The sequence below is a fragment of the Shinella sp. 1A1 genome (genome assembly GCF_055379515.1).
Window position 1 is genome coordinate 265,784 of the sequence record NZ_AP039671.1, and the last position, 18,525, is coordinate 284,308.

Sequence of the window (18,525 nt, forward strand, 5' to 3'; positions counted from 1 at the left end):
CTCAGTAGAGAATGGGTTCGATCTGCAGCGAGGCCTTGCCCCGGCCGCCATATCCCTGTTTCGTCGTGTTGGTGGCGATGAGGCGGCCGTGCCGTTCGAGACGGACGGTGAAGCCCGGATCAACCGCCCTGCGCAGCGCCGAACGCTTCACCCGCATCGAAAAGCGGATGGAATGCCGGTCGCCCTTGCTGATGACGGTGATCGCGGCGATACCCCGCGCCGGCGCGTCCATGATGCCCTGCTCCTCCAGCCGGATCGTCAGGCGGCCGGGCGGAATGGCGCCCTTGGCTGCATAGGCGACAGTGCCCGACAGCACGAAGCTGTCGCTCGCTTCGGCCGAGGAGGCGATGAGACCGGCCCCGATGAGGGTCAGAAAGCTGCGCCGCGTCGGGCTCGTCATGGGCGGATCCTTTCGGTGATGAAATTGTCTGTCACGATGGATTCCTCTTTCCAGAAATTTCTTACCAGAGGTAAGCGATGGCGAGGCCGGCGAGACCGATGAACAGGAAGCAGAAGAGCAACTCGCCGCGGAGACCGGCGCGCACTGTGCGGGCCTCCTCCTTGGTCTTGACCTTGGTGAAGGCCGCGTAGTCGTCTTTCATATCCTTCTCGCGATGGAGGTGGGCGAATTCCTGCTGCACCTCGTTTCGCACCCGTTCATACAAGTCCCGGTCCGGCCGGCCATCCCCCATCTCAGACCCGTTCGACGATCGTCGCCGTGCCCATGCCCGCGCCGATGCAGAGCGTGACGAGGGCGACGTTGAGATCGCGGCGTTCCAGTTCGTCGAGCACGGTGCCGAGGATCATCGCGCCGGTCGCGCCGAGCGGGTGGCCCATGGCGATGGCGCCGCCGTTGACGTTCATCTTGTCGTGCGGGATGTCGAAGGCTTGGCAGTAGCGCAGGACCACGGCGGCGAAGGCTTCGTTCAGCTCGAAGAGGTCGATGTCGGAGAGCTTCATGCCGGTGCGGGCGAGCAGCTTTTCCGTGACGTCGACCGGGCCGGTCAGCATCAGCGCCGGGTCCGAGCCGATATTGGCGAAGGCCTTGATGCGGCCGCGCGGCTTCTTGCCGAGGATGTTGCCGCCTTCCTTCGAGCCGAGCAGCACGGCGGCCGCGCCGTCGACGATGCCCGAGGAATTGCCGGCATGGTGCACGTAGTTGATGCCTTCGATTTCCGGATGGGCCTGGATGGCGACGGCTTCGAAGCCGCCCATCTCGCCGGGCATCTGGAAGGAGGGCTGCAGCTGGGCGAGCGCTTGCATGTCGGTACCTGGGCGCATGTGCTCGTCATGGGCGAGGATGGTCAGGCCGTTGATGTCCTTCACCGGCACGACGGAGTTCTTGAAGTAGCCGTTCTGCCAGGCATGGGCGGCACGCTTCTGGCTCTCGACGGCATAGGCGTCGACGTCGTCGCGGGAGAAACCGTATTTGGTGGCGATCAGGTCGGCCGAAACGCCCTGCGGCATGAAATAGGCCGGGAAGTTGACCGAAGGGTCCATGAACCAGGCGCCGCCCGACATGCCGAGGCCGACGCGGGACATGCTCTCCACACCGCCGGCGATGACGATGTCGTCAGCGCCCTGCGCGATCTTGGCCGCGCCGAAGTTCACGGCATCGAGGCCGGAGGCGCAGAAGCGCGAGATCTGCATGCCCGGCGCGCGGTTCGAATAGCCGGCCTCGAAGGCGGCGGCCTTGGGGATGACGGCGCCGGCATCCATGACGGGATCGACGCAGCCCATGACGATGTCGTCGACCTTGTCGGTGTCCAGCCCGTTGCGGTCGCGCACCGCTTCCAGCACCTTGGCGGCGAGGCGGACGGACGGCACTTCGTGCAGCGAACCGTCCTTCTTGCCGCGCCCGCGCGGGGTGCGCACGTGATCGTAGATGAAGACGTCGGTCATTGGTCTCTTCTCCCTGGCGGCGCGTCGCGCCTTAGAATTCATGGGCCTGGCTTGCGACTGTAGCCCCTCGCCCCGCATTCGGGGAGAGGGGTGGAAAGCGTCAGAACGCCTCGGCGGCAAGTTCCATCGTCGTGTCCGCGCCGGCCTCGATGCGGGTCTTGCGCAGGCCCGTTTCCGGCATCAGGCGTTCCATGAAGAACTTTGCCGTGATCAGCTTGTTCTTCAGGAAGTCTTCGCGCTCGCCAGCGCCGTTCGCAAGGCCCTCTTCCGCGGCCTTGGCGATCTTCGCCCACATGTAGCCGATGACGACGAGGCCGAAGAGGTGCATGTAGTCGGTCGAGCCGGCGCCGGCATTGTCGGGCTTGGCCATGGCGTTCTGCATGAACCACATGGTTCCGGCCTGCAGGTCGTTCAAGCCCTTCTTGAGGGCCTTGGTGAAGGGGGCGAGCTTCTCGTCACCGCGGTTCTCCTCGCAGAAATCGCCGATCTCCTTGAAGAGCGCCATGACGGCGCGCCCGCCGTTCATGCCGAGCTTGCGGCCGACGAGGTCGAGCGCCTGGATGCCGTTGGCGCCCTCGTAGATCATGGCGATGCGCGCGTCGCGCACATACTGGCTCATGCCGTGCTCTTCGATATAGCCGTGGCCGCCGAAGACCTGCTGGGCCATGACCGCATGGTCGAAGCCCTTGTCGGTCAGCACGCCCTTGAGGATCGGCGTCATCAGGCCGAGAATGTCGTCGGCGGACTGGCGTTCCTTTTCGTCGGCGGAGCGGTGGGCGATGTCGGATTTCAGCGCCGTCCAGAGCGTGAAGGCGCGGCCGCCCTCCGTCCAGGCCTTGATGGTCATCAGAGCGCGGCGGATGTCGGGGTGCACGATCAGCGGATCGGCCTTGCCGTCGGGATTCTTGACGCCTGACAGCGAGCGGCCCTGCAGGCGCTCGCGGGCATAGTTGGCGGCGTTCTGGTAGGCGACTTCGGCGATCGACAGGCCCTGCAGGCCGACGCCGAGGCGCGCTTCGTTCATCATCACGAACATGGCGTTGAGGCCCTTGTTCTCCGTGCCGATGAGGAAGCCCTTCGCCTCGTCATAGTTCATGACGCAGGTCGAGTTGCCGTGGATGCCCATCTTGTGCTCGATGGCGCCGCAGGAGACCGTGTTACGCTCGCCCGGCGTGCCGTCGTCCTTGAGGACGTATTTCGGCACGATGAAGAGCGAGATGCCCTTGGTGCCCTCCGGCGCGCCCTCGATGCGGGCGAGGACGAGGTGCACGATGTTCTCTGACATGTCGTGCTCGCCGGCGGAGATGAAGATCTTCTGGCCGGAGATCTTGTAGGAGCCGTCCGCCTGCGGCACGGCTTTGGTGCGCAGGAGCCCGAGATCGGTGCCGCAATGCGGCTCCGTCAGGTTCATCGTGCCGGTCCAGCTTCCCTCGACCATCTTCGGCAGGTAGGCGGCCTTCTGCTCGTCGGAACCATGCACGAGGATCGCGGCGATCGCGCCCTGCGTCAGGCCCGGATACATGGTCAGCGCCATGTTGGCCGAGGACATGTATTCGCCGACGGCGGTGTGCAGCACATAGGGGAGGCCCTGGCCGCCGAATTCCTCCGGCACGGCAAGGCCGATCCAGCCGCCCTGGCGATAGAGGTCATAGGCCTCCCTGAAGCCCTTCGGTGTCACCACCGTGGCATCGTCGTTGCGCCTGCAGCCCTCCTGGTCGCCGGAAAGGTTGACCGGGAACAGCACCTCCTCGGCAAGCCGGGCGGCTTCGCCGGCAATCGCCTCCAGCATGTCGCCGGTCGCATCGGCAAAACCGGGCAGGTTGTTGTAGCGCTCCAGCGACAGGACGTCGTTCAGGATGAAAAGCGTGTCATTCACGGGGGCCTTGTAGATCGGCATTTCTCGCGTTCCTCACCTATGCCACGGACAGGCGTCCGGTCCTTGGGGAAGGAGTGTATAAAACTTTGACGTTTGCGTAAACGTCAAAAGATGGCGGCGCGTTGAATTTTTCGTCGCAGGGCGCGGGCGGGGCGATGAAGCGAGGCTCCCTGCCGGCCGACGTTTCCCCAAGGAGACCCGTAACGCATGGCGTCACGTAGGCCACACCCTCCTTCTCCCCGCCTGCGGGGAGAAGGTGCCGGCAGGCGGATGAGGGGCCGCCCCTGCTTTCCACGCCCTCCACGGGAGAATGTGCCGCCTGCCCCTCATCCCGCTGCCGCGACCTTCTCCCCGCAGGCGGGGAGAAGAGGGGGGTGCGCGCCTTCGTCCCTAAGCAAATCGTGACGGCTGCAACCTCCCCACGTCCCGCAACCGCTCATCTTCCCCTCTCCGGGACCAGTCTATGAGCAAATCGTTAAAAAATTTCCGGTCGAGTTAACCCCTTGTTTACCACGTTTCATGAATTGTGGCGCTTGAGGGCGTGGGATCGGGAATCATTTCGGCTCCCCTCTGTGAGCCCCGGGCGGACGGTCCGGGCGACAACAGGGACGATACGGTTTTCCGCCACAACGCAGGAAGAGCGCAGCCGGGCGGGCAGCGCTTTCAAGGGTATCTCCCGACGGGCCGACGGCCGTCAAAGCGAGGCGAAAGATGAACGGATCGCGAAACCCGCAACGTCAAGGCGAACGCTCTTCGCTCGACGCGCTCAATCGCACCATCGAGGGGCTGGAAGCCCGCATCGAGGGGTTGATGGCGAACAGCCGGGATGCGCGCGGGCGCGGCGAGGAGCGTTTCGCGCCCCGCGCCGAGCAGGCTCGCTCCGAACAGACCCGCCCCGAGCCGTCGCGCTACGAGCCGGCGCGCGCCATGCCGCTGCGCGAAGACCCCGTTTCCGAAATCGTGCAGCGCCAGCGCGCCATCGAGGGCAGCCGCGAGCGCGTCGCCCAGCGCATCGAGCGCCGCCCGCTCTCGGCCGATCACCACGCCGCCGCCCAGCACGCCTACACCGCCTTCGGCGGCCAGCCGGCCGCAGCGCCCGCCCGCGCCGACAGTTCCGTGCAGGATATCGCCCGCTCGCTCGTCTCGCTCCGCCAGGATCTCAAGAAGGATATCGCCGAGGGCCTCGAACGCGAGATGCAGTCGCTGCGCTCGGAAATCCGCGGCATCCGCCAGATGGCCGAAGGCCGCGGCAATGGCGACGACCTGCGCGAGGAGCTGCACCGCCTTTCCGCCGGCATCAGCCAGCTCGGCCGCCAGTCGGGGCATACGGAAGGCCTGCGCGTCGAGTTCGATGCGCTGCGCTCCGTGCTCGACGGGCTTGCCCGCGAGGATTCCGTGCGCCGCATGGAAGACCGCTGGAACGGTGTCGAAGAGAAGCTTTCCGTCTTCGACCAGAGCCGCGACGACGAGCTGGTGGCGCTCGCCTACCGGCTCGACGAATTGAAGAACCAGATCAACGGCATGAGCGCGACGCCCGCCATCCGCGCGCTGGAAGACAAGATCGAATCGATGGTGCATGCCGTCGACATGATCGCCCGCCAGGGCGCGCCGGACGACGGCCGTTTCGTTTCCGCCGTCGCCTCGCAGTTCGAGGGGCTGGATGCCCGCCTCGACGAGATCAGCCGCGCCATCGCCGCCGCCGGCCGCATGCAGCAGTCGTCCCTCGCCGACCAGGGCATGATGCAGCGCCTCGAAGGCCGCATCGCCGATCTCGCCGGCCAGATCGACCTCATCGCCCACCGCCCCGTGCCCGCCGACCAGAACCTCTCCGCCCGCATCGAGGCGCTGGCAGGGCGCATCGAGGACCTGTCGAACGAGCGCACGGCGCTGCGCCTCGAAGAGCGCATCGAGCACCTGTCGCAGATGCTGGAGCAGGGCCAGCAGGCCGCGCCCGCCCTCGTCGGCGGCGACGAGCTTGCCTATTACCTCTCCGACATTTCCCGCAAGATCGACGCGCTCGACCAAGGCAGCGTCAACAACGAGCTTGCCGGCCGTCTGGATGCGCTCGCCCGCCGCATCGACACGCTGGATACGCCCGTCGGCAGCCCCTTCCAGGAAGACCGTTTCTCGCGCCTCGAAGGCCGCCTCTCGGATATCGCCGACCGGCTCGACGCGACCCGCGCGGCGCCTGCCGGCGACCACGAGGCGCTGCGCAGCCTGGAAGCGCAGATCGCGCATCTCTCCACGCTGATCAGCACGCCCTCCGCCGCTGCCGTCGCCGCCATGCCCGCGGAATTCGAGAACCGGATCGCCACCATCGAAGACTATATGGCGACCAATGACGAATATATCGTCGAGGCCGCCCGCCAGGCGGCGGAAGCCGTCATGGAGGCCTATCGCCATGCCGGCCCCGCCTCCGCCGCCAATACCGACATGGAGGCGATCGCCGGCCTTGCGAACGACCTTCGCGCGCTGGAGGAACTGACCCGCGCCGGCGAGGAACGCACCGCCCGCACCTTCGACGCCCTGCACGATACGCTGGTGCAGATCGCCGGCCGCCTCGAACAGCTCGACGCCCCGCGCGAAACCTTCGGCCGCCGCGAGGCCGCCCAGCCGCGCGCCGAAATGCCCCGCGCCGAGATGCCGGCCATGGGCTTCGGCGCCGATGCCGGCCTTCACCGTAACGACTACCCTTTTGACGACGACGCCTTCGGCGCCGCCGAGCTGAAGGCGGAGATCGTCGCGCCCGAGGAGGAAAGCCGCTTCGCCGAGATCGAGGTCGAGCATATTCCCGCGCCCGTGCGTGCCGAGGCAGGGGACGCCGTTGCCGAGGAGGCCATGGCGCTTGCCGGCGATATCGCCGAAGCCCAGCCCAGGGCGGGCCTGCTTGCCGGCCTGAAGCGCCGCTTTGCACCCGGCCGTAAGGATGTGGCCCCGCAGGCCGAGCGCCAGCAGATCGACCCGGCGCCCTCCATCGATCCCGTCGACGAGCTGGCGCCGGAAGAGGCGAACCAGCTTCTGGAGCCGGGCTCCGGCGTGCCGGACGTGCGCCGCATCCTCGAGCGCGTCCGCGCCGGTCAGGCCGCGGGCAGCCGTGCCGCTGCCGGCAGCGAAGGCGAGAAGGCGGACTTCATCGCCGCCGCCCGCCGCGCCGCCAAACTCGCCGCCGAGGAAACCGACACGATCTCCCGCGTCGCACCGGCCAAAAAGCCGGAAAAGGCGGCCAAGGGCGACACGCCGGCCGCCACCTCCGCCTTCGCGCGCCATCGCCGCCCGATCCTGCTTGCCGTCGGCGCCGTGCTGCTCGCCATCATGTCCTATCCGCTGGTCAACACGCTGGTCCGCGGCGACGAGGCTCCGGCCGTCGTGGAGCAGGCCGCCGTCAAGGAAGAGGTAAAGCCCGCCGGGACGACGGACGGTGCCGACAAGGCCGTGACCGCGAACGCTGCCGCAGCGCCCGTCGCCGGGGAAAAGGCCATGACCGATCCCGCGCCGGCCGGCACGGAGGGCGAGCGCAGCCTCGCCGCGCCCGAAAAGGCGACGGATGACGGGGCATCCCTTCAGGTGACGCCGCTCCAGACGAAGGGCACCGATGCCCTCGCGGCACCCGTCGCGACGGATGACGATGCCACCGCCGGCTTCGAGCCGCTGACGACGCCGGAAACCGTGCCGCTTGCCGGCAAGGATGCCAAGGCCGGTGTGGAAGAGGCCGCGCCGCTCGGTACCGCGCAGACGGCGGCCATTGCCGTGCCGGAAGCGATCACGCCCGCCTCGCTCTCCAAGGCCGCGACGGAAGGCGATCCGCTGGCGCTGTTCGAGATCGGCGCGCGCTACACGGAAGGCCGCGGCGTCGCCACCGATCTCAAGGAGGCTGCCCGCTGGTACGCGCTTGCGGCCGAACGCGGCTTCGCGCCGGCCGAATACCGCCTCGCCAACCTCTACGAGAAGGGCCAGGGCGTCGAACTCGACCTTGCCCGGGCACGCAAGCTTTACGAGGACGCGGCCGGCAAGGGCAATGCGAGCGCCATGCACAATCTCGCCGTTCTGCTGGCGACGGGCTCGGGCGATGCCGCGCCGGACTTCAACGGCGCCGCCAAATGGTTCCAGAAGGCATCCGAGCTCGGCGTGCGCGACAGCCAGTTCAACCTCGCCATCCTCTATGCGCGCGGCAACGGCGTGAAGCAGGACCTGGAAGAATCCTACAAGTGGTTCGCCATCGCCGCCCGCGACGGTGACCACGACGCCGCCGAAAAGCGCGACGAGGTGGCCAATGCCATGAAGCCGGATCAGCTCTCCAGCGCCAAGGCCAAGGTCGACCTCTGGAAGCCGCAGGCGCTCGACGATAAGGCCAATTCGGCCGACCTGCCGGACGAATGGGTCGGCAAGCCGGTGAAGACCGCCAGCGTCGACATGAAGAAGGCCATCCGCAACATCCAGGCCATCCTCAACAACAACGGCTTCAACGCCGGCACGCCGGACGGCGAGATGGGCAAGAAGACCGTCTCCGCCATCAAGGCCTTCCAGAAGTCCGTCGGCCAGAAGGAAACCGGCGAGATCGACGACGCGCTCGTCACCGAGCTCTTGAAGCGCAACAAGCAGCCGGGCTGACCGGCGCATCGCCGGAGGCCCGCCAGGCGGCGCCTCCGGTCACGTCTCTCTCGATCCAAAGGGCATGACGCCCGCCCATGGCGCCCGCACGTCGCTCACGATGTGCGACGGGCGCCGGAGCAATTTGATCCGCTGCATATTTTCATCCTTAAATCGGCCCCGATTTGCGGATTATGCAATAGAAAATTCATGTCGCTCCAAGATGATAACGCCAGGAAGAAACGTCATCATCCGAAAGGGCTGAGGCACGCGCCGCCATGGCTGCGTTCCAGAACCGGTCCTTGCCGGATGCAAGGCGCGGCCGGCCGCCGAGGGGCACTCCCTTTGCGGCGGGGCGCGTCGTCGTATTCGCTGCCTGCCGAAGAGGAGCCGCGGCAGGGGCGGGAAGGGGTGAAGGCGGCTGCCGAGTATCGTTTGACGCAAGTCCGGAGGCGAGCCGCTTCGCGCGTCCGCCGGAATTGCCTGGGCTTCCGCGCAAGCGGGAATTGCCGATCGGGGTATTGTTGTGACTGTCTATCTGCCCATCGCAGAGCTTTCGGTGAATATCTTCATCATTCTCGGCATGGGCGCGGCCGTCGGCTTCCTTTCCGGCATGTTCGGCGTCGGCGGCGGCTTCCTCATCACGCCGCTCCTCATCTTCTACAACATCCCCCCGGTCGTCGCGGTGGCGACGGGCGCCAACCAGGTCGTCGCCTCGTCGATCTCCGGCGCATTGTCGCATTTCCGGCGCGGCACGCTGGACGTCAAGCTCGGCGCGGTCCTTCTCGTCGGCGGCCTCACGGGGGCGACGGTCGGCATCTGGATCTTCGCGCTGCTGCGCAGCGTCGGCCAGCTCGACCTCGTCATCTCGCTGCTCTATGTCGTGCTGCTCGGCACGGTCGGCACGCTGATGCTGCTCGAGAGCATCCGCGCCATGCGCCGTTCGGCCAACAACCAGCCCGTCTCGCTGCGCCGGCCCGGCCAGCATAGCTGGGTGCACCGCCTGCCGCTGAAGATGCGCTTCAAGAAGTCGAAGATCTATCTGTCCGTCATCCCGGTGATCGGGCTCGGCTTCTGCATCGGCATCCTCACCTCGGTCATGGGCGTCGGCGGCGGCTTCATCATGGTTCCGGCGATGATCTATCTCCTGCGCATCCCGACCAATGTCGTCGTCGGGACCTCGCTGTTCCAGATCATCTTCGTCACGGCCTATACGACCGTCGTGCAGGCGACGACCAACTATTCCGTCGACATCGTGCTCGCCTTCATCCTGATGGTGGCCGGCGTCATCGGCGCGCAATATGGCGTGCGCGTCGGCCAGAAGCTGCGCGGCGAACAGCTGCGCGCACTGCTCGCGCTGCTCGTCCTTGCCGTCGGCGCCCGCCTTGCGGTCGACCTCGTCGTCACGCCGGCCGACATCTATTCCATCGTCAGCGAAGGGGTCTATCGATGAGAGCCCTCGCGACGCTCCTCTTCGTCCTTGGCCTTGCCCTTCCCGCCGGCGCGCAGGTGCTGGAGGACAGGCCGGTGGAATTTCCCGAGAAGCTGGAGATCGGCATCTCGACGGACGAGATCGCCATCTCCTCGGACTTCCGCGGCGCGGACCTGACGATCTTCGGCGCCATCGAGGGCTACGATCCCGCGTTGCTCGCCCAGAGCAAGTACGACATCGTCGTGGCGCTGGAAGGGCCGAAGGACAACAATACGGTGCGCATCAAGGAGCGCGTCTTCGGCATCTGGGTCAACCGCCGCTCCATGACCTTCGAGCTGGTGCCGGAATCCTATTCGCTGTCGAGCACGCGGGACGTCGAGACCATCGCCGAGCCCGCCATGCTCAACGGCGTCGGCGTCGGCATCCAGCATATCCGCCTCTCGCCCATCGGCTATGTCGGCGACGGCTCGAAGCTCACCGAGTTCCGCGACGCCTTCCGCCGCCTCAAGGAAAGCGGCGGCTTCTACCAGCGCGATCCGGGCGGCGTGCAGTTCATCAGCGCCAGCCTCTTCAAGGCGACGGTCAAGCTGCCGGCCAACGTGCCGAACGGCACTCATGTCGTGCGCGCCCACCTCTTCCGCGATGGCGTGTTCATCGCGGAGAAGGCGCTGCCGCTGCGCGTCATGAAGACCGGCATCGAGCAGATGATCTCCAATGCCGCCTACAACAATTCGCTCGCCTACGGCCTCTTCTCGGTGCTGCTCGCCCTCCTGACGGGCTGGCTCGCCAGCGTCGTCTTCCGCAAGGACTGAGCGGTCAGGACCGGTAGACCAGCACCGGCACCTTCGCGTGGCTCAGCACCTTCGTCGTGACGCTGCCCATCAGGAAGGCGCTGACGCCGCGCCGGCCGTGCGAGGCCATGGCGATGAGGTCGCAGCCGCGCTTTTCCGCCGTGTCGATGATCGCCTGCCAGGCATCGCCCGCCGCGATCTGCAGCGTCTCGACCGGAATGCCGGCCGCCGCCGCCTTCGCCTCGACCGCGCCGAGGACGCGGGCGCCGTCCGCCTTCAGGTGCGCCTCGTATTCCGCGCGCAGGTTGACGGTGGCGCCGGGCGTCACGGGCAGGAAGTGCAGCGGCTCGGCGACGGTGAGCGCCGTCACCTTCGCCCCCAGCGCCTTTGCCAGTTGCAGCGTCTGGTCGATAGCGGCGGCGGAAAGATCCGAGCCGTCGGTGGGAACGAGGATATGCCTGTACATGGTCGCAGCCTCCTTTTTTACCCAGAGTAGGCCCGGCTTCGGGCCGTGCCTTGATGGAAATCAACCGTGCGGCTTTCGTCAAGTGCCGGTTGTGGCCCGCCTCGCCACGGTCGCCTCATAGGCCGCGCGCAATTCGTTGAAGACCGAGCGGGCAGGCGGCGGGCTGCCGAGATGGATGGCACGGAGCTCTTCCATGAAGGCGTCCCACATCGCCGGCCCGCCCTCTTCCAGAAGCTCGGCGCGGATGGAGAGTTCCTCCGTCACCGGCAGGAAGCGCCGGCCCCAGGCGCCCATCATGGCGAAGACCGGCACGAGCGCGATGCCCATCTCGGTGAGGCTGTAGAGCGCCTTCTGCTTGTGGCTCGGATCGTCCGCCTTGCTGATCAGCCCCTCCTCGACCAGCCGGCGAAGGCGGTCCGCCAGGATGTTCGAGGCGATGCCTTCCTCCGATTTCGTCAGAAGCTCGCGGAAATGCCGGCGGTTGCCGAACATCATGTCCCGCAGCACGATCAGGCTCCAGCGATCCCCGAGGATTTCCAGTGTAAGATTGATCGGGCAGCCGGAGCGGCGGGTATCCTTCATGCAGTCTCTCCAAAAACTGCTTGCATAGTAAAATCGGTTTCTCTATCCATCAACCAGTTGCAATTCGCAATCGGTTTAGCGCAGCGGCACGGCCGCAACGGAGGACAGGACCATGGCAAGGCTGATCATCTGGAATCTCGTGACGCTCGACGGCTTCTTCGAGGGCGAGACGAAATGGGACCTCGGTTTCCACGGCAAGGCCTGGGGGCCGGAACTGGAAGCGCTCAGCATGGAATTCGGCGCATCTGCGGGCCTCCTCGTCTTCGGCCGCGTCACCTATGAGGGCATGAAGGCCTATTGGACGACGACGGAGGACGAGGGCGAGGTGAAGACCTTCATGAACGCCCTGCCGAAGCTCGTCGCCTCGCGCACCCTCGCGTCCTCCGACTGGAACAATACCGAGATGACGGCGGATATCGTCGGCGAGCTCTCCCGCCGCAAGCAGGCGCTGGACAAGCCGATCTATGTCTTCGGCAGCGCCGAGCTGGCGGATTCGCTGCTCGAGGCGGGGCTGGTCGACGAGGTGATGCTGGGCATCGTGCCGGTGCAGCTCGGCAAGGGCACGCCCTTCTTCAAGGACGGTGCGCGGCGCGATTTCGATCTCGTCGAGGCAAGGCCGTTTTCCAACGGCACGATCCTTACGCGCTATGCGCCGGAGGGCGTCAGCCTCTGAGATTGGCGAAGCGCACCGAATAGATGCGGTCGCGGCCGAGCATGTGGGCGACGAGGCTCTGCCGGTCGAAGAGGCCGGTCATCGCCCGGTGCCGCAGGTCGAGGCCACCGGTCATGATGCCGAAGGCGGGCATCAGAAGGCGCCTGCCGTCGGTCGCAAAGCACGGGCGGCGCACCGCCTTCTCGCGGCGGATGACGGTGGCGGCCGGGTGCAGGTGCCCGGCGATCTCGCCGGCCGGGGAGAGGAGCGAGGGCTCGTGCCGGAAGGCAAGGCCGGCATAGTGGAGTTCGTCGGCCGAATGGCCCGGCAGGTCCACGGTGCCGTCCGGATCGTGGTTGCCGTTGATCCATATCCATTCGCGCCCGCGCGCCAGTTCCGAAATCTTCGCGCGAAAAATCTCCGGCAGATGGGCCGAGCCGACGCGGTCGTGGAAATTGTCGCCCAGGCTGACGACGATGGCGGGATCGTGCCGGGTTATGACGGCCTCCAGCATCTTCAGCGTCGCCAGCGTATCGTAGGGCGGCAGCATCATGCCGCGGCGGGCGAAGGCCGCGCCCTTTTCCAGATGCAGGTCGGAGACGACCAGAAGGCGTGATTCCGGCAGGTAGAGTGCGCCGAGCGGATCGCACACGGCCTCGACGCCGGCGACGACTGCGCGCGCGGAAACTGCGCCGAAATCCTGAATATCCATCGATGCCAGAGCCAGTCTCTGCATGCCCGTTGCTTTTCCTAAATGCCGGCCTCGCCCATCGCCTCGGCGATCAGGTCTTCGGCGGCTTCCGCCAGAAGCGAATCCTGCGCCTCGCCCGCCACCGTCTCCTTGCCGATTTCCAGCATGATCGGCACGGCAAGCGGTGAGATGCGGTCGAGCCGCCGGTGGGCGATGTGGCCCTTGATTCGCGCCAGCATATCGCCCAATCGCTGAATATCCAAAAGCCCCGCCGCCGCATCGCTGCGCGTGGCCTCCAGCAGGATATGGTCCGGCTCGTGGCTCCTGAGCACGTCGTAGATGAGGTCGGCGGAAACCGTGACCTGCCGCCCGGTCTTTTCCTTGCCCGGATGGCGCTGCTCGATAAGACCGGCAATCACGGCGCAATTACGGAAGGTGCGCTTCAGCATGAAGCTCTCGTCCAGCCATGCTTCCAGATCGTCGCCCAGCATGTCCTCGTCGAAGAGGTTTTCCAGCGACGGCCGCTCGACGGCGAAGCTGTAGCCGAGATCGTCCAGCGCCCAGACGGCGAGCGAATAGTCCGTTGCCACGAAACCGAGCGGCCGCCGCCCGGCGCGCTCCAGCCGGCGCGTCAGCAGCATGCCGAGCGTCTGGTGCGCCAGCCGCCCCTCGAAGGGATAGGCGACCATGTAGTGCCGGCTGCCGCGCGGAAAGGTCTCGATGAGCAGTTCGTCGCGTTTCGGCAGGCTGGAGACGTCGCGTTGCAGGGCGAGCCAGTCGCGCACCTGCTCGGGCAACTCGCCCCAGCGATGCGGGTCATCCAGCATCTCGCGCACCTGGTCGGCGAGATAGGTGGAGAGCGGGAACTTGCCGCCCGCATAGGCCGGCACTTTCGGATCGAGCGAGAAGGCCTGGGAGACGAGGCATTCGTTCTCGCGGATACCCTCGAAGCGCAGCACCTTGCCGGAGAAGAGGAAGGTGTCGCCGGGCGAGAGCATTTCGAGGAAATACTCCTCCACCTTGCCGAGCGAGGCCCCGCCGCGCCCGACCGCGCCCTTCGCGCCACGTTTGACCATGCGCACGTTCAGCATCGGCATCTCGACGATGGTGCCGAGGTTCAGGCGATATTGCTGGGCGACCCCCGGATTGGAGACGCGCCAGAGGCCGTCGACGGTCTTGCGGATGCGGGCATAGCGCTCGTAGGTCTTCAGCGCATAGCCGCCGGTGGCGACGAACTGCACGATCCGCCCGAATTTTTCGCGCGAAAGGCCGGTATAGGGCGAGGCGGTAGTGACTTCGGAAAACAGCGCGTCCTCGTCAAACGGCGCGGCGCAGGCCATGCCGAGGACGTGCTGGGCGAGCACGTCGAGCGTGCCTTCGCCGACGGGAGGCGTATCCTGCGCGCCGAGATAGTTGGCGTCGAGCGCCGCCTGGCACTCCATCACCTCGAAGCGGTTGGCCGGCACGAGGATGGCGCGGCTCGGCTCGTCCATGCGGTGGTTGGCGCGGCCGATGCGCTGGGCGAGCCGCGAGGCGCCCTTCGGCGCACCGACATGGATGACGAGATCGACATCGCCCCAGTCGATGCCGAGGTCGAGCGTCGAGGTGGCGACGACGGCGCGCAGGCGGTTCTCCGCCATGGCCTGCTCCACCTTGCGCCGCTGGCCGACATCGAGCGAGCCGTGGTGCAGGGCGATCGGCAGCGTGTCCTCGTTGATGTTCCACAGCTCCTGGAAGAGGATTTCCGCCTGGCTGCGCGTGTTGACGAAGAGCAGCGACGTCCTGTGCGCCTTGATCGCTGCATAGACCTCGGGCATCGCATATTTCGCCTGATGGCCCGACCACGGCACCCGTTCCTCGCTTTTCAGGATGGTGATGATCGGCTTCGCCCCGCCCGGCGCGGTGACGAGCCCGGCATGGTTCTCCGCATCGGGCGACTGTGCGACCAGCCAGCGGCGAAGGTCCATCGGCTCGGCGACGGTGGCCGAAAGGCCGATGGTCCTGAGCCCCGGCGCAAGCAGGCGCAGGCGCGCGAGGCCGAGTGACAGCAGATGCCCGCGCTTGGAGGTGACGAGCGAATGCAGCTCGTCGAAGATCACGTATTTCAGGTCCTTGAAGAAGCGCGGAGCCTCGCCGTTGGCGATGAGGAGGGCGACCTGTTCCGGCGTCGTCAGCAGGATGTCCGGCGGGTTGAGGCGCTGGCGCTGGCGCTTTGCCTGCGGCGTGTCGCCGGTGCGCGTCTCGATGGTGATGGGCAGGTCCATTTCCGAGACGGGCTTCATCAGGTTGCGCTCGATATCGACGGCGAGCGCCTTCAGCGGCGAGATATAGAGCGTGTGGATGCCGGTGAAGGCGGAGCCGGGCGGGATTTTGCCGCGCTGCGCAAGGTCCATCAGCGCCGGCAGGAAGCCGGCGAGCGTCTTGCCCGCGCCGGTGGGCGCGATCAGCAGCAGGCTCTCCCCCGCCGTGGCGCGCCCCAGGAGCTCCATCTGGTGGGCACGCGGCTGCCAGCCCTTGGCCGCGAACCAGTCGGCGAAGGGGTTGGCAAGGAGGGAGGGGCTGGCGGCGGAATCGGCGGTGCTCACCGCCCTAAGCTAGTGAGCGGCGCGTGAATGTGAAGTCGTGAACCGAAAAAACAGGCCGCCGCCGGGGCAGGCGGTCAATCGCGCCACGAGAGGATCGTCATGAAGACGGGCGTCAGGACCAGCAGGCCGGCGATGGAAAACAACGGCCCGTAGAGGAGCGCGCTGAGGGGAATTTCGGAAAGGCATGTTCCGACCCCGTCAGAAAGGCAATTGTACGAGCCCCCTTCGACGATGCCGTAGACGGGCAGAAACAGCCCCGCGACGATCAGGCTGGCGAGGATCGCCAGAATGGCGGAGAGGACAAGGCGGCCAAGGGTCTTCATGCCTCCGCAATACCGGGATTTCCCGCCCCGGCCAACGCCCCTACATGGCGATATAGCGGTCGGCGCGGTGGTTGACGGTGAGGAAGAGGTTCAGCACCACGGCGCCGACCACCGAGCAGAGCACGATGAAGGGCGCGGCGACGGCGAAGGCGGCGGCCAGCACGACGAGGTCGAAGGCGAGCTGGACGAGGCCGGCGGGCCAGCCGAAGCGCTCCTGCAGATAGACCGCGAGCACGCCGATGCCGCCGAGGCTGGCGCGGTGGCGGTAAAGGCCGAGCAGGCCGAAGCCAAGCAGGATGCCGGCCAGCACCGCCGTCCACATCGGATCGATGCTGTCGATGCTGAGGAAGTGCGGCTGCAACTCGGTGATGAGCGAGGTGAGGGCGACGGCGGCGATGGTCTTGATGGTGAAGGCGCGGCCGAGGCGCTTGAGGGCGAGGATGTAGAACGGGATGTTCACGACGGTATAGTAGAGGCCGAAGCTGACGCCCGTGAGATAATGCAGGATGAAGGCGACGCCGGCGGTGCCGCTGGCCACGAGGCCGGCGCTGCCCATCAGGGCAAGGCCGAGCGCGGCGATCATGCTGCTGGCGAAGAGGCCCTGCGCGTCCTCCAGCAATGTGTGGCGGGTGGGTGTGGGGTTCCAGAAGCCGAAGTGCCGCTTGTCCATGGCCGATCTCCGATGGTTCTCAGTTGCAGGCCTGGTCGTGGCGCCGGGCGAGGAAGAGCAGGCCCTGAACCGGCTGGCCGGCATCCCGACGGATCACACTTCTTTCGAGGGAGAGAAGGTCGAAGCCGCTTTCGGCCAGCCGCCGGCGGATGAAGGCTTCCGGATGGGCATAGCGCAGGGATGGGCGCAGCAGCGGCGCATCGCCCGTCCCGCCGTCCTCGACCGAAAAGGCGAAGAGCCCGCCCGGCCGCGCAAGGCGCGCCACGCTCGGGAAGACCTCGGCAAGGTCGCCGAGATACATCAACACGTCCGCCGCGCTGACGAGATCGGCGCGCGCCTCCGGCCCGTCCGCGAAAAGGCCGCTTTCTCCGGCGGGAAGCGAAAGGTCGGCCTGGGCGAGATGGTCGTAGACGGCCTTTTCCTCCGCCTTGGCGAGCATGCCGGCGGAAAGGTCGAAGCCCTCCAGCCGGCCGGCATGGGCGCGGAATTCCACGCCGAAAAGGCCGGTGCCGCAGCCGATGTCGCAAACGAGGCCGAATTTGCTGTCCGCGCCGGCATGTTTCAGCACCAGCCGGGCGAGTGTCTGGGGAACGGTATAGTCGAGCTTCTCGACGAGCGCTGTGTCGAAGCGGTCGGCATAGTCGTCGAAGAGGCGCTCGACATAGGGCGTCGGCGGCGCGGCGGGCGGTTCGGCGGCGCCGAGCACGGCGAGCTTGAGGCTCGCGCCGAAGATGTCGGAAGGGTCGAGCGCGACGACCTTTTCGAGCGCGGCGGTCGCCGCCTCCTTCCGGCCCGATTTCTCGGCATATTCGGCGAGCCGGAACCACCCGGCGGCCCAGAGCGGCACCTGTTCGAGCGCCTGTTCCATGAGTTCCGCAGCCTCCGCGAACTCGCCGGATTCCGCGAACATGCGGGCATAGTCGGCGCGGCGGTCGGCGATGAGATCGCCGGAGGAAAAATGCGGGCTCGTCATGGGCACCTTTGATGCGGGAAAGCTGGCTGAGCTACATGGCAGGGCCATTGCAAAAGGCAAGCGATTTCTCATGAAGCCCGCTTGCTTGCCGCGGGCGCGGTGACGGCTTATCTGGATGGACACGAATTTTTGGAGAATCAACCGATGTCGAATGGCGTGAACGGCTTTCTCGGCGACACACCGGTCCGCGTGATCGTCAAGCTGCTGATCCTGTCGGTGGCCGTGGGCTTCCTGATGTCGATCTTCGGGCTCTATCCGCATGACATCCTCATCGCCGCGCGCGATTTCGTCATCGACCTGTGGAACACCGGCTTCAAGACGCTGGGCCGCCTCGGCGACTACCTGCTGCTCGGCGCCGCCATCGTCGTCCCGGTCTTCATCGTCATCCGTCTCTTGAGCTACCGTCGCTGATCATGATCTCCCGCAGACACTTCCTTGCCGCCTCCGGGGCGGCCGTCGCCGCGCTTGCCGCCGGCTGCACCACCCGCCCGCCGGCCCCTTCCGCCGGCACCGGCAGCGACCAGACCGCCGCCTCGCTCGCCTTGGTCAACAAGCTGCGCGCCGCGCGCGGCCTGCCGGCGCTTGCCGCCGACGGCGCGGCGCAGCGCGCCGCCATGGACCAGGCAAGCCGCATGGCGGCCGCCGGCCGAATGGAGCACAATATCGGCCTCGGCGCGAATTTCGGCAAACGCATGAAGGGCATGGACGTGGCGCTGCCGGCCGCCGAGAACATCGCCGCCGGGCAGGCGGGCGCGGCGGAGGCCTTCGAGGCCTGGCACCAGTCGCCCAAGCACCTTGCCAACATGCTGGGCAACTATCGCGGCCTCGGCGTCGCGGTCGTCTCCAATCCGGCGTCCGGCAACCGGCGCTACTGGGCGATGGTGCTCTCGAACTGAGCGGGATTGCCCCTCGCCCCATGCACAACATGCTCCCTCTCCCCGCTCGCGGGGAGAAGGTGCCGGCAGGCGGATGAGGGGCTGCAGGGGCAGCGGGGG

At 66.8% G+C, this 18,525-nt stretch carries 17 protein-coding genes; 6 read left to right on the forward strand and 11 right to left on the reverse strand.

Features of this window, described 5'->3' with window-relative positions:
* Nucleotide 1: 1 nt before the first annotated feature.
* From ACZ48C_RS01320 to ACZ48C_RS01335, 4 genes are all read right to left on the reverse strand, one after another.
* Entirely contained in the window at nucleotides 2-400 is a 399-nt protein-coding gene (locus ACZ48C_RS01320) for a YbaY family lipoprotein (protein ID WP_464781950.1), read from the reverse strand.
* 61 nt (nucleotides 401-461) lie between these two features.
* A complete protein-coding gene (locus ACZ48C_RS01325; protein ID WP_162911432.1) occupies nucleotides 462-602 on the reverse strand; it encodes a hypothetical protein in 141 nt (46 codons plus the stop codon).
* A gap of 91 nt (nucleotides 603-693) precedes the next feature.
* Entirely contained in the window at nucleotides 694-1,902 is a 1,209-nt protein-coding gene (locus ACZ48C_RS01330; protein ID WP_464781951.1) for an acetyl-CoA C-acetyltransferase, read from the reverse strand.
* Nucleotides 1,903-2,002: 100 nt separating this feature from the next.
* Nucleotides 2,003-3,799: an acyl-CoA dehydrogenase C-terminal domain-containing protein gene (locus ACZ48C_RS01335; RefSeq protein WP_464781952.1), complete on the reverse strand. Its 1,797-nt coding sequence runs from the start codon at nucleotides 3,797-3,799 to the stop codon at nucleotides 2,003-2,005.
* Nucleotides 3,800-4,489: 690 nt separating this feature from the next.
* Here ACZ48C_RS01335 and ACZ48C_RS01340 point away from each other — a divergent pair.
* From ACZ48C_RS01340 to ACZ48C_RS01350, 3 genes are all read left to right on the forward strand, one after another.
* Nucleotides 4,490-8,386, forward strand: a complete 3,897-nt coding sequence (locus tag ACZ48C_RS01340; RefSeq protein ID WP_464781953.1) for a peptidoglycan-binding protein — start codon at nucleotides 4,490-4,492, stop codon at nucleotides 8,384-8,386.
* Between the two features lie 505 nt (nucleotides 8,387-8,891).
* Nucleotides 8,892-9,818, forward strand: a complete 927-nt coding sequence (locus ACZ48C_RS01345) for a sulfite exporter TauE/SafE family protein (RefSeq protein WP_119257541.1) — start codon at nucleotides 8,892-8,894, stop codon at nucleotides 9,816-9,818.
* Complete coding sequence (locus ACZ48C_RS01350) at nucleotides 9,815-10,609, forward strand: TIGR02186 family protein (protein WP_119257542.1); 795 nt, start codon at nucleotides 9,815-9,817, stop codon at nucleotides 10,607-10,609. Before ACZ48C_RS01345 ends, ACZ48C_RS01350 begins: the two co-directional genes overlap by 4 nt.
* Before the next feature lie 4 nt (nucleotides 10,610-10,613).
* Here the strand turns inward: ACZ48C_RS01350 and ACZ48C_RS01355 are convergent, their stop codons facing one another.
* Nucleotides 10,614-11,054 carry a universal stress protein gene (locus ACZ48C_RS01355; RefSeq protein WP_464781954.1) on the reverse strand — a complete coding sequence of 147 codons (441 nt, stop codon included), beginning with the start codon at nucleotides 11,052-11,054 and terminating at the stop codon, nucleotides 10,614-10,616.
* Nucleotides 11,055-11,132: 78 nt separating this feature from the next.
* Entirely contained in the window at nucleotides 11,133-11,636 is a 504-nt protein-coding gene (locus ACZ48C_RS01360) for a winged helix-turn-helix transcriptional regulator (protein ID WP_424547592.1), read from the reverse strand.
* A 112-nt stretch (nucleotides 11,637-11,748) separates the two neighbouring features.
* Between ACZ48C_RS01360 and ACZ48C_RS01365 the strand changes: the two genes are divergently transcribed.
* Complete coding sequence (locus ACZ48C_RS01365; RefSeq protein ID WP_464781955.1) at nucleotides 11,749-12,309, forward strand: dihydrofolate reductase family protein; 561 nt, start codon at nucleotides 11,749-11,751, stop codon at nucleotides 12,307-12,309.
* Here ACZ48C_RS01365 and pdeM read toward each other — a convergent pair.
* The 5 genes from pdeM to ACZ48C_RS01390 all read right to left on the reverse strand — a co-directional run bounded on the left by pdeM (nucleotide 12,299) and on the right by ACZ48C_RS01390 (nucleotide 17,530).
* Nucleotides 12,299-13,024 (reverse strand): ligase-associated DNA damage response endonuclease PdeM, encoded by a 726-nt coding sequence (pdeM, locus tag ACZ48C_RS01370; RefSeq protein WP_464781956.1) that lies wholly within the window; start codon nucleotides 13,022-13,024, stop codon nucleotides 12,299-12,301. The genes ACZ48C_RS01365 and pdeM overlap by 11 nt on opposite strands.
* A 14-nt stretch (nucleotides 13,025-13,038) precedes the next feature.
* Complete coding sequence (locus tag ACZ48C_RS01375; protein WP_464781957.1) at nucleotides 13,039-15,564, reverse strand: ligase-associated DNA damage response DEXH box helicase; 2,526 nt, start codon at nucleotides 15,562-15,564, stop codon at nucleotides 13,039-13,041.
* Nucleotides 15,565-15,638: 74 nt separating this feature from the next.
* On the reverse strand, nucleotides 15,639-15,887 hold the full coding sequence (locus ACZ48C_RS01380; RefSeq protein ID WP_119257548.1) for a hypothetical protein: 249 nt from the start codon (nucleotides 15,885-15,887) through the stop codon (nucleotides 15,639-15,641).
* 40 nt (nucleotides 15,888-15,927) lie between these two features.
* Nucleotides 15,928-16,557, reverse strand: a complete 630-nt coding sequence (locus ACZ48C_RS01385; protein ID WP_119257549.1) for a DUF6198 family protein — start codon at nucleotides 16,555-16,557, stop codon at nucleotides 15,928-15,930.
* Nucleotides 16,558-16,576: 19 nt separating this feature from the next.
* Nucleotides 16,577-17,530 carry a methyltransferase domain-containing protein gene (locus ACZ48C_RS01390; RefSeq protein ID WP_464781958.1) on the reverse strand — a complete coding sequence of 318 codons (954 nt, stop codon included), beginning with the start codon at nucleotides 17,528-17,530 and terminating at the stop codon, nucleotides 16,577-16,579.
* Between the two features lie 144 nt (nucleotides 17,531-17,674).
* Here ACZ48C_RS01390 and ACZ48C_RS01395 point away from each other — a divergent pair, with 144 nt between their 5' ends.
* Together ACZ48C_RS01395 and ACZ48C_RS01400 are read left to right on the forward strand one after the other, a co-directional pair.
* The gene (locus ACZ48C_RS01395) at nucleotides 17,675-17,941 is read left to right on the forward strand and encodes a DUF6460 domain-containing protein (RefSeq protein WP_119257551.1); all 267 of its coding nucleotides are present in this window, start codon (nucleotides 17,675-17,677) and stop codon (nucleotides 17,939-17,941) included.
* A gap of 2 nt (nucleotides 17,942-17,943) precedes the next feature.
* A complete protein-coding gene (locus ACZ48C_RS01400; RefSeq protein WP_464781959.1) occupies nucleotides 17,944-18,426 on the forward strand; it encodes a CAP domain-containing protein in 483 nt (160 codons plus the stop codon).
* Nucleotides 18,427-18,525 lie beyond the last annotated feature (99 nt).